This window comes from Mesorhizobium sp. P2_D5 (assembly GCF_056404355.1).
The window spans coordinates 595,416-610,183 of record NZ_JBFUEE010000004.1 but is presented as its reverse complement, the minus strand read 5'-3'; the positions used below and the strand labels follow the sequence as shown (position 1 = coordinate 610,183).

Annotated in this window: 17 protein-coding genes and 1 tRNA gene; 12 read left to right on the top strand and 6 right to left on the bottom strand. The window is 60.5% G+C overall.

What is annotated here, in order from left to right; all coding sequences use genetic code 11:
- Positions 1 to 115: 115 nt before the first annotated feature.
- On the top strand, positions 116 to 1,102 hold the full coding sequence (locus AC1DYW_RS20700) for an aldo/keto reductase (protein ID WP_477227448.1): 987 nt from the start codon (positions 116 to 118) through the stop codon (positions 1,100 to 1,102).
- A 166-nt stretch (positions 1,103 to 1,268) separates the two neighbouring features.
- Here the strand turns inward: AC1DYW_RS20700 and AC1DYW_RS20695 are convergent, their stop codons facing one another.
- Complete coding sequence (locus tag AC1DYW_RS20695) at positions 1,269 to 1,970, bottom strand: FadR/GntR family transcriptional regulator (RefSeq protein WP_457155238.1); 702 nt, start codon at positions 1,968 to 1,970, stop codon at positions 1,269 to 1,271.
- Positions 1,971 to 2,462: 492 nt separating this feature from the next.
- On the opposite strand from AC1DYW_RS20695, the gene AC1DYW_RS20690 reads away from it, so the two are divergent.
- The 5 genes from AC1DYW_RS20690 to AC1DYW_RS20670 all read left to right on the top strand — a co-directional run bounded on the left by AC1DYW_RS20690 (position 2,463) and on the right by AC1DYW_RS20670 (position 7,489).
- Entirely contained in the window at positions 2,463 to 3,743 is a 1,281-nt protein-coding gene (locus tag AC1DYW_RS20690; protein WP_457153698.1) for an ABC transporter substrate-binding protein, read from the top strand.
- 2 nt (positions 3,744 to 3,745) lie between these two features.
- Complete coding sequence (locus AC1DYW_RS20685) at positions 3,746 to 4,669, top strand: carbohydrate ABC transporter permease (RefSeq protein ID WP_477227447.1); 924 nt, start codon at positions 3,746 to 3,748, stop codon at positions 4,667 to 4,669.
- Complete coding sequence (locus AC1DYW_RS20680; RefSeq protein WP_477227446.1) at positions 4,669 to 5,544, top strand: carbohydrate ABC transporter permease; 876 nt, start codon at positions 4,669 to 4,671, stop codon at positions 5,542 to 5,544. The genes AC1DYW_RS20685 and AC1DYW_RS20680 overlap by 1 nt, the downstream gene beginning before the upstream one ends.
- Positions 5,545 to 5,666: 122 nt before the next feature.
- Entirely contained in the window at positions 5,667 to 6,407 is a 741-nt protein-coding gene (locus AC1DYW_RS20675; RefSeq protein ID WP_457153699.1) for an RraA family protein, read from the top strand.
- Between the two features lie 26 nt (positions 6,408 to 6,433).
- Positions 6,434 to 7,489 (top strand): ABC transporter ATP-binding protein, encoded by a 1,056-nt coding sequence (locus AC1DYW_RS20670; RefSeq protein WP_457153695.1) that lies wholly within the window; start codon positions 6,434 to 6,436, stop codon positions 7,487 to 7,489.
- Here AC1DYW_RS20670 and AC1DYW_RS20665 read toward each other — a convergent pair.
- Positions 7,486 to 8,427: a GntR family transcriptional regulator gene (locus AC1DYW_RS20665; RefSeq protein ID WP_477227548.1), complete on the bottom strand. Its 942-nt coding sequence runs from the start codon at positions 8,425 to 8,427 to the stop codon at positions 7,486 to 7,488. The genes AC1DYW_RS20670 and AC1DYW_RS20665 overlap by 4 nt on opposite strands.
- Before the next feature lie 165 nt (positions 8,428 to 8,592).
- On the opposite strand from AC1DYW_RS20665, the gene AC1DYW_RS20660 reads away from it, so the two are divergent.
- The 4 genes from AC1DYW_RS20660 to AC1DYW_RS20645 all read left to right on the top strand — a co-directional run bounded on the left by AC1DYW_RS20660 (position 8,593) and on the right by AC1DYW_RS20645 (position 12,563).
- Positions 8,593 to 9,645: an ABC transporter permease gene (locus tag AC1DYW_RS20660; protein WP_457154371.1), complete on the top strand. Its 1,053-nt coding sequence runs from the start codon at positions 8,593 to 8,595 to the stop codon at positions 9,643 to 9,645.
- Positions 9,642 to 10,427, top strand: coding sequence for an ATP-binding cassette domain-containing protein (locus AC1DYW_RS20655; protein WP_477227445.1), 786 nt, complete (start codon positions 9,642 to 9,644; stop codon positions 10,425 to 10,427). The genes AC1DYW_RS20660 and AC1DYW_RS20655 overlap by 4 nt, the downstream gene beginning before the upstream one ends.
- Positions 10,428 to 10,520: 93 nt before the next feature.
- On the top strand, positions 10,521 to 11,435 hold the full coding sequence (locus AC1DYW_RS20650) for a sugar ABC transporter substrate-binding protein (protein ID WP_457154369.1): 915 nt from the start codon (positions 10,521 to 10,523) through the stop codon (positions 11,433 to 11,435).
- A 105-nt stretch (positions 11,436 to 11,540) separates the two neighbouring features.
- Positions 11,541 to 12,563 carry a zinc-binding alcohol dehydrogenase family protein gene (locus AC1DYW_RS20645; RefSeq protein ID WP_457154372.1) on the top strand — a complete coding sequence of 341 codons (1,023 nt, stop codon included), beginning with the start codon at positions 11,541 to 11,543 and terminating at the stop codon, positions 12,561 to 12,563.
- Positions 12,564 to 12,665: 102 nt separating this feature from the next.
- Here AC1DYW_RS20645 and AC1DYW_RS20640 read toward each other — a convergent pair whose 3' ends face one another.
- The 3 genes from AC1DYW_RS20640 to AC1DYW_RS20630 all read right to left on the bottom strand — a co-directional run bounded on the left by AC1DYW_RS20640 (position 12,666) and on the right by AC1DYW_RS20630 (position 13,437).
- The gene (locus AC1DYW_RS20640) at positions 12,666 to 12,959 is read right to left on the bottom strand and encodes a hypothetical protein (RefSeq protein WP_477227444.1); all 294 of its coding nucleotides are present in this window, start codon (positions 12,957 to 12,959) and stop codon (positions 12,666 to 12,668) included.
- Positions 12,960 to 13,022: 63 nt separating this feature from the next.
- Positions 13,023 to 13,157: a ribbon-helix-helix protein, CopG family gene (locus tag AC1DYW_RS20635; RefSeq protein ID WP_280952820.1), complete on the bottom strand. Its 135-nt coding sequence runs from the start codon at positions 13,155 to 13,157 to the stop codon at positions 13,023 to 13,025.
- Positions 13,158 to 13,362: 205 nt separating this feature from the next.
- Positions 13,363 to 13,437 (bottom strand) — tRNA-Gly (locus tag AC1DYW_RS20630).
- Positions 13,438 to 13,838: 401 nt separating this feature from the next.
- Here AC1DYW_RS20630 and AC1DYW_RS20625 point away from each other — a divergent pair.
- Positions 13,839 to 13,961: a hypothetical protein gene (locus AC1DYW_RS20625; RefSeq protein WP_477227443.1), complete on the top strand. Its 123-nt coding sequence runs from the start codon at positions 13,839 to 13,841 to the stop codon at positions 13,959 to 13,961.
- A 27-nt stretch (positions 13,962 to 13,988) separates the two neighbouring features.
- Here AC1DYW_RS20625 and AC1DYW_RS20620 read toward each other — a convergent pair whose 3' ends face one another.
- Positions 13,989 to 14,162, bottom strand: coding sequence for a hypothetical protein (locus AC1DYW_RS20620; RefSeq protein ID WP_477227442.1), 174 nt, complete (start codon positions 14,160 to 14,162; stop codon positions 13,989 to 13,991).
- A gap of 263 nt (positions 14,163 to 14,425) precedes the next feature.
- On the opposite strand from AC1DYW_RS20620, the gene AC1DYW_RS20615 reads away from it, so the two are divergent.
- Complete coding sequence (locus tag AC1DYW_RS20615; RefSeq protein WP_457155838.1) at positions 14,426 to 14,650, top strand: hypothetical protein; 225 nt, start codon at positions 14,426 to 14,428, stop codon at positions 14,648 to 14,650.
- Positions 14,651 to 14,768 lie beyond the last annotated feature (118 nt).

Here is a 14,768-nt window from a genome sequence, read left to right as displayed (position 1 = left end):
TCAAAAATAAGCGGCAGGTCACGATTTACTTGTCAGACGAGCATATAAGTCTATAAATGTCGAGGCAAACTGGGCGACGTGCCAAGACGGGCATGCCGCCGATCAGGAGGAGCAAATGCAACAGCGACAGTTAGGATCGTCGTCGGTCAAGGTATCCAAGATTGGCCTGGGTACCTGGGGTATGTCGGGCGCGTTCTGGGGCGCGGCCAATGACAAGGAATCGATACGGGTGATTCAACGCGCCATGGAACTCGGCATTACCTTGATCGACACGGCCGAAGCCTATGGGCATGGCCATGCCGAGCAGGTTGTCGGCAAGGCGCTCGCCGGCAACCGGGAAAAAGCGGTGATCGCGACCAAGGTTGCCCCGAACCATCTCGAACCCGCGGCGCTCGAGGCGGCGCTCGACGGCTCGCTGAGACGGATGCAGACGGACTATGTGGACATCTATTTCGTCCACTGGCCGAACGCGGACTTCCCGATTGGCCCGACCATGGAAATGATGGAACAGCTGCGGTCATCCGGGCGGATCAAGGCGGTCGGCGTTTCCAATTTCAGCACTGCTGAAATGAACAGCGCACGCCAGTATGGCGTCATCGACGTGCTCCAGCCTCCCTACAACATGCTGTGGCGCGAGGTTGAGGCGGAAACTCTGCCCTATTGCCGCAAGCACAATATCGGCGTCATGCCCTACAGTGGTCTTGCCCAGGGGCTGCTTACCGGCCTGCTCTCGCCGGATACCAAGTTCGTCGAGGGAGACGAGCGGCGCACCACCGTGCTGTTCCAGCCGGGCACCTACGAGCGAGCCGTCGCCGCTGTCGACGCCCTCAAGCCGATTGCGGCCAACTACGGCAAGACGGTGCCACAGCTTGCGATCCAGTGGCTTACCAGCAGGCCAGGCGTGAGTTCGCCGCTGGTCGGCGCACGTACTGTCAGGGAACTTGAGGAAAACATCGAGAGCGTAGGCTGGACGATTTCCGACGCGGACGTCGCCGCCATCGACAAGCATACCACGCCTATCTGGGCGGAAATCAAGGACAAGGGCGATATGTTTGGTTTTCGCGCCCGGCAGCGCCAGGAGCGGGAAGCGAAAAGGGCTTAAAGCGCGCCGCGTTGAAAGAATTCAGGCGATGCGCTTTTGCATGTCGTTGCCCCAAGACCGGGCCCAGTTCTGGGCGACATGCATTGAATCCGGCCGTGTCCTCCCAACACGCCACGGCGCGGCCAGTGCGTTTGCTGGCCGCGCCGCACCAGGGATGGTCAAACGGCTAATCCTTATACGGTAACCCGACGGCGGTGGTTGCCTTCAGGTGCCGGCGCATTGCTTCTTCCGCACGTTTTGCGTCGCGCGCAACGAGTGCCTCATAGATTGCCCTGTGATCTTCCGTCGCGAAGGACAGGGCATGAGGCATCAGATTGCTGACGCGCCGGCTCGCCGCCTGCCACCATCGCGACGAGTACATGAAGCGGTCGAGGATCCTGTTTTGGGTAGACCGGCAAATCTCCATGTGGAAGTCGAGGTCTAGCTTCAGATAGGCATCCGGATTGTCCTCGGTCGCGGACATGGCTGCCAGCAGTATGCCAAGACGCTCAAGGTTTTCCTTCGTCATATGCTTGGCAGCGATGGCGGCAATGGCAGGTTCGATGATAATTCGCGTCGCGTGTGCTTCCGCCAGCAGTTGCCGGATCTGCTCGGGCGGCAGCCAGTCGATGAGCAATGGACTGAGATAGTCCCATTCCTCGGCCGGACGCAGCACCACGCGCCGTCCCTGTGCGATCTCGATCATGTCGAGGGAAGCCAGAATCTTCAACGCTTCGCGCGCCACGGCGCGCGATACCCCGAATTCTTGCAGGATCTGTTGCTCCGACGGTCCTTGGCCCCCGGAAACACCGTCGGTGGCGATGCGACGCGCGAGCACGCCTGCCACCTGCTTGGGCAAAGTTTGAAGCTTGACCTCCATGGCATCCATCATTAACATCCACTTGTCTGATAAGCTTATAGGCAGATGGCTAGATATGCAGTCAACTATCTCATAAAAATGCTCACTAGCCTATAACTCGTGCCGCGGGAAGGGAGGATTGGACGTTGGAGATTTCCAACCCCGGCGTTCGCCACCCGAGATGAGGATCGATATACTGTCGCTGAACGCGGCGGTCATCGTTGCTCAATCGTCCAGCGGGCTCGCAAGGGTCGCCTGGTTTCCGTGAGGAGAAATGTATGCGCGTAGCAAAGCGCGCCGGAACAAACGGAACACCGGAAGACCGACAAGAGAATGACAGAATCTCCGCCAGAAGCCGGCGAGGGCCATAGGCCCACTGCAGGGCAAAGGTGGTGTCTGCACGGGAGTGATCCAGACAGTCTCCTGGCGGGAGGAGCAAGCCGCCGCGGACTTTGACGGGAATGCTGAACGTCGTCGCTCGACCCAAAGGGCCGACCAATCATGATCAAGGAGGAAATTGTGATGTCCGGAAACTTATCGAGACGCAAATTCCTGGTGGCTGGCGCCACGGTGGCGGCAGGATCGCTCGCCGCGCCATGGATCGCCAGGGCGCAGGCCAACGAGATTACGGCGCTGCTGATCACGGGCGGCCCGCTCTATCCCAAATATTGGGAGAAGATTGTCCAGGATTTCACGGCGAAGACCGGCGTCAAGGTCCGCTATGATCTGCTGGAATTCACGCCGCTGACATCGAAGGTCGTCACGTTGAGCGCCGCGCGATCGAGCCAATATGACGTCTACAGCACCCACACGGCGCAGATTGACTCCTACTTCAGCCATTTTGCGCCGCTGAACAGCTATTTCAGCGAGTCCGAATTGGCGGATTTCTATCCCGTCGCGGTCAAATATCTGCGCGATCCCAAAAACGGCAATCTGGCGGCTATTCCGCGCAACATGGATGCGCGCGTTCAATATTACCGCAGCGACATCTACCAGGAGAAAGGCCTGAAGCCGGCCGAGACCTGGGAAGAACTCGTCGACGTCGGCCTGAAACTCACCGGCAATGGCCATTACGGGTTGGTTGTCCCGGGGCAGGGCGATCCGGCCCAGCGTACCTTCAGCGATCTGCTGTGGCAGGCCGGCGGGGATTGGGTCGATCAGGCCAACAAACCTGCCTTCAATTCCGAAGCCGGGATCAAGGCCCTCACATTCTACCGTGACCTCGTCCAGAAACACAAAATCGTCCCCCCGGATGCCGTCGGCTATCAGTGGAACGAAAATTCGACTGAATTCTCGTCTGGAACGGTCTACGCCAATTTTGACTGGCCGGGCGCTTTCGCCACTCTCTCCAATCCGGACACCTCCCGCGTTGTCGGCAAGTGGTCGAGCGCGCCCTATGTACGGGACAAAGCGGCAATTTCCTGCGCCATCTCGCACGCCATGGCCCTCAACGGCCAGTCGGGGCGCAAGGATCCCGCGGTCGAGTTCATCAAGTATACGGTCGGCCCTGAGGCGCAGCGCCTGCAGTTCGACGAGTTCACCAACTTCCCCAGCAGTCAGGCGATCGCCAAGGAGGTGATCGCGGCGGCGAAAGGCCCGCAGGCCGCATGGCTGCAGCAGCTAGAGACGACGATCGCGAACGGCAAGGAATGGCCCAAGCTGCCTGGCTTCTCAAAAGTCTGCACCTTGATGTTCTCGGCCATCGAACAGGCGCTCACCGACCAGGTTTCGCCAAGCGATTCGCTCAATCAGGCGGCCGTGGAAGCGGAAGACGCTATGCGTCGGGCCGGAGCCTACGACTGAGGATGTCGCCCATCCCGCAGGGCCGGGTGTCGGGGCGTCGGCGGCGTTCGCCGCTGCCCTACACCTGGCAGAAGGGGTACCTTCTGGCCGGCCCGGCTTTCGTCGTTATGCTCGCCATCTTCGTCTATCCCCTGGGGTACTCGTTTCTCATGAGTTTCTTCCGGTGGGATCTGAGCGGCTCCGCGCCGTTCATCGGGACAGGAAACTACACGGACGAGCTGTTTGGCCGGCAGTTCAACCAGGCCCTTCGAAACCAGATCATCTTCAGCGTCGTCTCGATTACGGTCGAGGTGGTGGCTGGAATGGCGATCGCGGTGCTGGTCAACGGAGAATTGCGGGGCATGCGGCTCGCCCGCACATTGCTGTTGGTGCCACCGATGATCGCTCCCGCCGTCGTCGGTCTCAATTTTCGGTGGCTTTTCAATACGCAATACGGTCTTGTTGATGCATTGCTGCGCATGTTCAACCTGCCCAGCATTCCCTGGCTCAGTGACCCGACCTGGGCCCTGGTCTCGGTCATTATCGCTGATGTCTGGCAGAACACGCCGCTGATGGTGCTGCTGTTCCTGGCCGGCCTGCAATCCTTGCCCCAGGAGCCGCTCGAAGCCGCGACGGTGGACGGCGCCGGGCCGTGGCAGCGCTTCTGGCACATTGTTCTGCCGTTGATGCGTCCGGTCATCATGATCGCGTTGATGCTGCGTATCATAGACACGTTCCGAACCTTCGACGTCGTCTGGCTGATGACGCAGGGCGGGCCGGGGGGCGCTTCCAACCTGCTTACCGTCTACGCCTACCTGCTGGCATTCCAGGCCGTGGATTTCGGGCACGCGGCGGCGGTTTCCTACATTGCTCTGGGGATGTCCCTGGTCGTGCTCGGCCTGCTCTACGGAGTGCCGTGGCTGATCGCAAAGCGGAGGGCCATCTGATGGACACTGCGGCCGTGAGCACGCATCGCAAGCCAACACGCCGCCGCCGCCGGTTCACAGCCGGCGTTGCCGGACGCTACCTCGCTCTCATCCTGACCATCGCCTTTACCATTTTTCCGTTGGTGTGGCTGTTCCTGACGTCGATCCGCAGCTCGGCCGACATCTTCTCCGTGCCGGTCCACATCATTCCCGTGACCGCGACGTTGACGCAATACGTGTCGGTTTTCCGCGAATATGACACCATGGATTATGTCTGGAACACGGTCATCGTATCGTTCGTGACCGTCATTTTGGTCCATTTGCTGGCCATCCCCTGCGCCTATGCCCTGTCGCGCTTCAGGATGCCGGGCGTCATGCTGATCTTCGGCCTGCTCTTGATCATGCGGATGATCCCGGTCATCGCGCTCGCCATCCCGCTCTTCGCCGTGTTCGCGGCAATCGGCCTCCTGGATTCGGTCTGGGCGCTGATCCTCGCCCATACGGCTGCCAAACTGCCTGTCGCCATCTGGCTTCTGCTGGGCTTCATCCAGGATGTCCCGAGAGAGATCGAGGAAGCTGCCCAGTCAGACGGCGCCGGCACGATGCGCACGCTGGTCCAGATTGTCACGCCGCTGATCGCGCCTGGCATCGGGGCCAGTGCGGTGATCACCTTCCTTTTCACCTGGAACGATTTACTGCTCGCACTGACCCTGACGTCGAGCAAGTCCGCGCAGACCCTGCCGGTCGGGCTCACCAATTTCGTTTCGCAGTTCGGCATCAACTGGGGCGCCATGTCAGCTGCCGGCGTTCTCATGGTCATCCCGACTTTGGTGTTTGTCTGGTTTGCCCAAGGGCTGTTGGTCAAAGGCCTGACCACCGGTGCGGTCCGTGGCTGAGCGGCGGGCAAGGGAGCAATGCGCTCGATGCTTTCGATGACAGTTGGTTAGGCGAGTGAGACCGGCGCGGTGGATAAAAGTGGTGCTGCGCTAAGGGAGGACGACGAGTGGAAGCGGACCAAATACCGGCGATATCAGACATTTCCCGGCCACCGAGGCAATTGGTCGATGCGCTTGCAGCGATCGGTTCGGCGACACTGGCCAGTGAGCTCTATCATAAGATGGGAATTCGTGATCCGCACATCCGGGGCCCGCGGCCGTTGAGGCCCGGCCGCACGGCGGCAGGCCCGGCTCTCACGCTCCAATGCATGCCGAAGCGCGAAGATCTCTATAACGAAACAGAGTATGAGGACCCGGAGCGACAGCTCCACCGTCACGTTCTCTACCCCACGCAGCCGGGCGACATGGTTGTCGTCGATGCGCGCGGCGATCTGGGCAGCGGCATCTTCGGCGAGATGATGCTCACCTATTTCGCAGGTCGCGGCGGGGCCGGGGTGGTCGTCGACGGCTGCATCCGCGATTCTGCCCAGGCCGCGGCCCTGGATATCGGTATCTGGGTGAGGGGGGCGACGCCGAATTTCCACGCCCAGACCAACATTGTCCCCTTCGCCGTCAACGTCCCCATCGCCTGCTCGAATGTGCTCGTCATACCCGGCGACATCATAGTGGCTGACGACGACGGCGTGGTCGTCGTGCCGATCGCACTTGCGCCCAAGCTGGTCGCGCTTGCCGGCGAGCATATCGAGTGGGAAGAATTTACCCGCGCGCGCTTGGCCGAAGGAGGGGATTTGCGGAAATACTACCCGTTGAGCCCGGAGGGCGAGACCGAATACCGCGCATGGCGGCACGCTCAGCGAAAATGAGCAGGGCCTGCACGGGAGGAAAATAGATGTCCGCAATCCAGATAGAGCAGCTCGGCAAGAGCTTCGGCGCCGTGGAAGTTCTTCGCGACGTGAACATTGAAATCGCCAGCGGCGAGTTCGTGGTCCTTGTCGGTCCCTCGGGCTGCGGCAAGTCAACTCTGCTGCGGATGATCGCCGGCCTGGAAGAACAGACGACGGGCGAGATCCGCATAGGCGGGCGCGTCGTCGACGAGATGCCCGCCAAGTCGCGCGACATCGCGATGGTCTTCCAGAGCTACGCGCTCTATCCGCATATGAGCGTGGCCGACAATATGAGCTTCGCCCTTCGACTGGCCAAGGTCCCAAGGGAAGAGATCGTCTCGAGGGTGAAGGCAGCCGCCGAAATCCTCGGCTTGCAGGATCTGCTGCGTCGTATGCCGCGCCAGCTGTCTGGCGGCCAGCGCCAGCGTGTCGCCATGGGCCGCGCGATCGTGCGCGACCCGGCAGCCTTCCTGTTTGACGAGCCGCTCAGCAATCTCGATGCAAAGTTGCGCGTCAAGATGCGTGCCGAGATCAAGAAGCTGCACCAACGGCTCGGGCGCACCAGCATCTACGTCACGCACGACCAGACCGAGGCGATGACGCTTGCCGACCGGATAGTGGTGCTGAACCGAGGCCAGGTTGAGCAGATCGGTACCCCTTCCGAGCTCTACGAGAACCCTGCCAACCTTTTCGTTGCGAGCTTTATCGGCTCACCGGAAATGAACCTGATCAAGGGCCGAATTGACAATGGCGCATTCGCCGCCGAGCAGGGCCTGCGCTTGCCCTTGGCCGATGGCGCTCGGATCAGTGACAGGGAAGGGGTGGTATACGGGATTCGCCCACAGCACATCACGGTCGGCGGCACCCACGCAAAGGCAACGGTTCAGGTGGTGGAACCGACCGGCGAGGCCCAGGAACTTACCTTAAATGCGAATGGCGTCGATCTTATTGCCGAAATCCGGGAACAGCCACTGTTCAAACCTGATCAAGAGGTGAAGTTGGAGATAATGGTGCATAAGGTGCACCTGTTCGACGCCCAGAGCGGCACCAGGATAAACTAGAGCGCTTGTGCGATCGGAACGTCTTGCCAGGCGTTGGTGTCCATCCCATCGAATACAATCAGCGAACGCATCAATGTTTCCCTTGCCGAAGCCAGATGGGCTCGGCAGACCCGCTCAATCCGCTCGGAATCGCGGCTTTCGAGCGCATCGATATAGGCGAGATGCTCCAGGATCGCCGCCTGGTTACGCTGTTTTTCGTCATGCTTGTTCCACTGATAGTGGTAGTGGAAAATGAAGCTGATGATATCGTAGAAATCGTCGATGAAGCGGTTCGGCGAAGCCTCGTTTATGAGCCGGTGGAACCGGTTGTCGAGACTGGAGAAGTCGTGAAAGCGGCTTTCAATCTGCTTCAGCAGTTCGGTATGCGAGCTTTTGAGCACGCCCAGCTTCTCCCACAGCGGAGACGTGTCGGGCTGTCGTGAAAACAGATGCGCCGAGCGTAGCTCGAACATCACCCGGATCTCGAACAGCTCAAGTGCGAAATCTTCCGTAAAGCCCTTGAAAAGCCAGCCCGTATTCGGCCTCTTCTCGAGCAGTCCAAACCGGCTGAAGCGTATCAGGAACTCACGAATTCCGTTGGTCGCCACGCCGAACTGACGCGCAAGCTCCAGTTCGTTGATGCTGGTACCAGGTCTGGTGTCACCCCGCAGCATCCATTCCATGAACTGCTGTTCCACATGCTTGGCCCGCGAGGTGGTTTCGGCGTCGGGATAGTAATCGCTATCCTCGACCGCACGGCCTGCCGTCCTGACACCGCTGCGCTCGGCGATGAGGTCGCGGTGGGCAAGTTCTCCCAAGACCTTTCGGACAGTCGTGCGGCTGACTCCCATTTTCCGTCGAAGCTCATTTTCGGAAGGGAGCTCTCCGGTCAGTTGTCCGTCGCGCAGCATACTGGCGACGCGATTGAAAGCCTTCTTGTAGACAGTGTCGGTTCGCATCGGATCTTCCTCTGAGCAAGACCTTGTCCTTTCTACCATGAACTTTATCCATAAAAAACAACTTGACCAAGTCATGCAGGTTGTTTTTTATCGATAAGAGGGAACTAAAATACAGCATGAGTTTTTGACGGCGCGGCTTGCACAGGCCGCGGCGGGGAGGGAACTTTGCCTGAAACGCGAAACACCGGCACCACTGTCGGCGACGCGGCATTGCCAGCACCCAAGAAGCAAGAAGCCGTCCCCGGCCTCGCGCTTGGCCTGGCCCTGCTGAGCGCCGGTCCGGTCGTCATCCTGGTGTTGCTGATCGTCGTTCTCAGTTTTCTGTCCCCCTATTTCCTGACTGGACGCAACCTTAGCAACATCCTCGCCCAGACCGCCGTCATCTCGGTGGTGGCGATGGGCCAGCATCTGGTCATTCTGACACGAGGGATCGACCTCTCCGTCGGCTCGAACCTGGCACTGGCTTCCGTCGTCGGCGCGCTCAGCTTTCATGCCGGCGCTCCCGCCTTCGTCGTGATCGCGGTGATGGTTGGCTGCGGGGCGGCGGTCGGCACCATCAACGGGCTCTTCTACGTCTTCGGCCGGTTGCCGCATCCTTTCATCATCACGCTGGCGACATTAAGCATCGCCAAGGGGCTGGCGCTCCAGCTGGCCGAAGGGCGCGCCATCCCTGGAATGCCGGATGCCATCGATGCGCTTGGCCGCGAGGCGGTCTGGGGCCTGCCTGGATCGGTTTTTGTGGTTGCGGGCGTTGCCGCGGTGCTTTTCGTCATGGCCAAAACGATGGTCTGGGGGCGCTGGATTTATGCCGTCGGCGGCCGGCCCGACGCTGCCGTGCGCATGGGCATTCCGGTGTCCTGGGTCCTGGTTTCGGTCTATGTGATCTCGGGTCTGTGCGCCGGCATCGGTGCGGTCATCCTTGCCGGCCGCACCGATGCCGGTTCGCCCTTGTTCGGCAATCTGCTGGAACTGGATACGATCGCGGCGGTGATCATAGGCGGTGCCAGTTTTCTCGGCGGCCGCGGACATCTTGGCCATGCCTTGATTGGCGCCATCATGATCGGCGTCATCCGCAACGCGCTCAACCTGCTCAACGTCAACGTCTTCTTCCAGCTCATCGTCATCGGCGTGGTCATCGTCATCGCGGTCGAGGCCGACGTGCTGCGCAACTATCTCGAAGGCCGCGTGCGGGTCATGCAGGCCGGGAGGCAGTCATGAGCGCCGTTGCGGCCAGCGTCGATCCTTCAGCCTCCGCGGATCATCCCGTCCTGGCGGTGCGCGGCGCTACCAAGCGTTTCGGCTCAGTCGTGGCGCTGGACGATGTCAGCATCGAGGTCCGACGCGGCGAGATCCTCGGGCTTCTCGGCGACAACGGCGCTGGCAAGTCGACGTTGACCAAATGCATCAGCGGGGTGCACCAACTCGATGCCGGCGCGATCCTTCTGGACGGTGCGCCAACGCAGATACGCTCCCCTGCGGACGCGCGCTTCGCCGGCATCGAGACCGTCTATCAGGATCTGGCGCTTTTCGACAATCTGACGCCGGGACAGAACTTCTTTGCCGGCCGCGAGTTGGCCGGGCCGCGATGGCTTCCTCGCGGCATGCGATTTCTCCAACAGCGCAGGATGGATGCCGAAACGCGCATTCTGCTCGCCAATCTGAAGGTCACGTTGCCAAGGCTGGACGCCGTCGTCGCCATGATGTCGGGCGGTCAAAGGCAAGCCATCGCCGTGGCCCGGTCGACCGTGTTTGCCCGCAAGGTTGTGATCCTGGACGAACCGACCGCCGCACTTGGCCTGCGTGAATCGCGGCAAGTGTTGAACCTGGTCGCGACGCTGCGTGACCAGGGCAACGCCGTCATCCTGATCACCCACAACATGGAACACGTCACTGAGCTTGCCGACCGCGCCGTGGTGCTTCGCCAGGGCCGCAAGGTCGGCGAACTGGTGCCGACCAAGGACAACAAGCAGGAGCTGGTCTCCATGATCGTTGGGGCCTGACTCGCTCGAAATTTGGGGACTGTTCCGGTCCGCAAATGCCTGAAGCGACTTCCGCCGGAAGACGCCTCAATCCAAGGGAGGAATGGAATGCCAATGAACCGAAAACTGTTCACCGGGCTGGCGATCGCCGTTGCGTTTGCGATGCCGGCTTCGGCCGCCGACAAGATCAAGATCGGCCTGATTACGAAATTCCCGGTGCCGTTCTACTCGACCATGGAGGATGCAGCCAAGAAATACGCCGCCGCCCATCCCGAGATCGAGCTGGTCACCGGCCAGGGCCAGGCGGCGACCGACATCGAAGGGCAGATCGCCCTGATCGAGTCCATGATCACGCAAGGCGTCAAGGGTCTGGCGATCACTCCGGTCGATCCGACCGTTGCGCCGGCGCTCGACAAGGCGGTCGCCGCCGGCATCAAGGTGGTTCTCGTCGACAACAGCATCCCGGACTGGAAAGGCCAGACAGCGCTGGTCTCGACCAACAATCTCAACGGCGGCAAGATCGCCGGAGAGTACCTCAAGACCGTGCTCAAGAGCGGCGACAAGGTCGGCATCCTGCAAGGTGTTCCCGGAGTGCCAGCACTCGACGACCGGGTGACCGGCATGATGGAGGGCCTCGGCGACGTCAAGATCGATGTCGTCGGCAAGGGTGCAACCAATTGCACGCTCGAACTTGGCACGTCGGTGACCGAAGACATCCTGACCGCCAATCCCGATCTCAAGGCGATCTACTCGGCCTGCGGCCCGCCAATCCCGGGCGCCGTCAAATCGATCAGCAATGCGGGCATCGCCAACGACAAGATCATCCTGGTCGGCTTCGACGCCTGCTGCGGTGAGATCGAAGCGATCAAGTCGGGCGCGGAAGATGCCAGCGTTGCGCAATTTCCAGCAAAAATGGGTGAGCTTGGCATAGACACGGTCGTCAAGGCGATCCGCGGGGAAGCCGTCGAGGCCAATGTGGACACCGGCGCCGGTCTCGTGACGCTGCAGAACGTCAAGGACTTCGAGTGATCCACCAGTGGTCCGGTGGATTGCACCGCCGGACCACTTCCTGTTTCCGCACTCCAGGAATTATGCCGTTAGCGAAGGGGTGGAATTACACTTATGGACGCCACCATCAAGATCGTCCGATGCGCCGAGCCCGGCAGGCTGGCGTTCGAGGAACAGGCAGCGCCAGGCGCTCCGCCGGAAGGCTGGGTGCTGGTCAACGTCGCCCACGTCGGCATCTGCGGAACCGATTACCACATCTTCCAGGGCAAGCATCCGTACCTCGCCTACCCACGCGTCATGGGTCATGAGGTTTCGGGAACAATTGGGGCAATCAACGGGCCCGTGGACATGGCGGTCGGGCAACATGTCGTCGTCAACCCCTATCTTGCCTGCGGCAATTGTCCCGCCTGCCGCCAGGGCAAGCCGAACTGCTGCCTCGCGATCGAGGTGCTCGGCGTGCACCGTGACGGTGCCATGAGCGAGCAGATTCTCGTACCGGCGCAGAACCTCATTCCAGCGACCGGTCTGTCATTGGTCGAGGCGGCTACGGTCGAGTTCCTGGCCATCGGTGCGCACGCGGTTCGCAGGTCCATGGCCGGGCCGGGCAGCCGCACCTTGGTTATCGGCGCAGGGCCAATCGGCCTCGGTACCGCGCTTTTTGCCCGCATAGCGCGGCAGTGCGTGACCGTCATGGATGTCGATGCCGAGCGGCTGGCTTTTGCCGTAAGGCAAGGTTTTCTGGTGATCGACGGGTCGAAGGGTTCGATTGTCGAGACGATAGCAGAGCGAACCGCCAGGACAGGTTTCGATGTGGTCTTCGACGCAACGGGAAACAGCCGTTCGATGCGGTCTGCCTTCGCCTATGTTGCCCATGGCGGCGTCATGGTGATGGTCAGCGTCGTGCAGGACGACATAACCTTCTCCGACCCAGAGTTCCACAAGCGGGAAATGATGCTGATCGGCAGTCGCAACGCGACGCGCGCCGACTTTCTGCACGTCATGGCATCGATCCGCGCTGGAAAAATACCAATCGACGAACTCGTCACGCATCGTACGACCCTGCGTGACAGCCCACGCGATATTGCGATCTGGGCACAGCAGAAGTCCGGTCTGATCAAGGCTGTCATCGATGTGGCGGGATCTGGCTGATTTTGCCAAACGCCGTCGTGAGAAAAAGTCTCTCCCGAGCGTGTGAGATATCTGCGAGGAGAGAGGACCAGCCTGACTGGGCAGGACACCCTGGTAAGGGTCCTAGGGGCTCAGGAGGTCGCCATAGACGACGACGTGATGCTCAACGAATTCCGGCTTGTTGATCAGGTACTGATCGTCCTTGGGATAGTAGTGGGCCCGCTCGGGTTGCTCGCCCGCATAGGCCTTTACCGCTTCCATATCGGTCCACCAGCTCAGAGCGCATATCTCCGTAACGCTATCGCTGAGGTCGCGCAGCGTGATCTGGTGACCGAGATTGCCTTTGGTGGCGGCAAGCTCGTCGCCACCGGTCCCTGCCACGTAGCGCGAGTATTCGGCGGCCATCTGCGTGCGCACCGTCCCGCACCATCTGACTTGACCCCGGCTGCTGCGAGGGCACGCGGGAAGTCGTCCAGGGTTTCACTCGGCCTTCAGTACTTGGTATCTGATCGACCAGTCACGAATGATCAGTCGGACGGCCTCAGGTCGCGAAACATCATGCTCGGCAGCAAATTGATCGACGCCCGCGAGCATGTCCGGTTGAAGGCGGACCATGATTGGCACGCCCTTTCCAGTCGGGGCCGGTCCCCGCCGTTTCTTTGATGCCACGGTTTCCTGCTTTGCCATAAAACCGTGATATCAGAATTCTTGCTCTTACGGAAGCACTAGAGCCTGACACTAAATCGAATTGGCGAAGATCCGATGTCGAACACCATTGTTCGCAAGGCACTCGGCCCGCTGCCCCATCAGCGGCGGGTGGTGGTGCACTCGGCAGGGCTCGAACCTGCATCTGCCCGGGAAGGTCCCGCTCTGTCCTAGATTGAGCTACGAGCGCCAATTTTGGCACGCTAGTAGAACGGGCTCATTCGATCAAATTAGCGATTGGGATAGCCGGCACATGCATTGGAAGTAGGTCGAGGTGGGAGGCCGAGCTACCCTCTGTATCGCCCTTTCTCGCACCAATATCGAACAACGACACCGGGTTGCGCCCGAAACAGACTGGCCGCAAGTTGACAATTCTCTCTGTTGTACGCCTCCGCCTCGGTCGCATCGAACGTGGCCACATGGATACGCATTTCGGCGGCAGCGGAGCTTCGGTACAGCGTATAGGTTTTGGAGTCATCAGCCTGGGGCGCGCAGCCAGCCAAGGCCGAAACCACCCCCAGAGCAAGGAACAACCTCATTTTAGCATCATAGGTGTGGCAAGAAGACGATCTAAGGAATGGAAAGGTCACGTTGCGCGGCGAACCTTTCGATCGCCAACGTGAAAGTGACATGATCTACGCCGGCTATGTGGAGGTGCTCGTTGCATCAGGCCCCGACGCACCGAAAGGCAGCGATGCTTTGGCCGGCGAGTGAAACTTACGGGGGGCATCCTCGCACCGTTCAGCGCTTCGCGAGGTCGTCAAATGTGATCCCGGTGCCATAACCGCTTGGTAGATCGGCGGTTGCCTCCCGGAAACTGCGTTCAACGGCAGCCGTGTACCGGCCGTCATTCGCCAGCCTATCCCAAATGACGAAGGCGACAGCCAAGGCGATGACGACGAGCACCATTCGCATCGGAACCTCCCTCAAAGAGTTCCAGCAGGCATAATACAGCCTGTTGCTAATATGCGCCAGCGTGGACGATGGCGAGGCTCGCGTCGGCCTATGTCCAACCTCGCGGTCAGCGACGTCAATCAGCGCTAGCTAATATAGATGAGCCCGCGTCATCCAATCGAGGGATGGCGCGACTTACCCCGCTGCTCCACTTGATGGCAAGGCAAAGGGCGGCAATCCGGTTTTGCTGCCCAAGGGGCCTGCTAGCTCTAGGGGGGCTAAATATGAGCAATACGACTCTGATTGCTATCGCTATCCTCGCGATCAGCATCGGCCATGCCGATGCCAAGGGCCGCAAGGTGGAGCTGCCGGTTTGCACCGCGTCAAACCACCTCTTCGAAGTCCTGGGTGACAAATGTTTTCTCGTCAAAGGTTCGATGATCTATGGCGACATCGCCGGTCTTTCCCAGATAGTCACCTGGGCTGGGGGTGGATCTGGCGGTCTGTGAGGTGCGCCCTTAGGTGCCATCGACGGGGACAGGGTACAAAAAAGGCCTATGCCGCAATGGCCGGTGCGCTCACAACCTAAGCACCCTCGCACCGGCCATTTCTTTTTGCCTCCAGCGC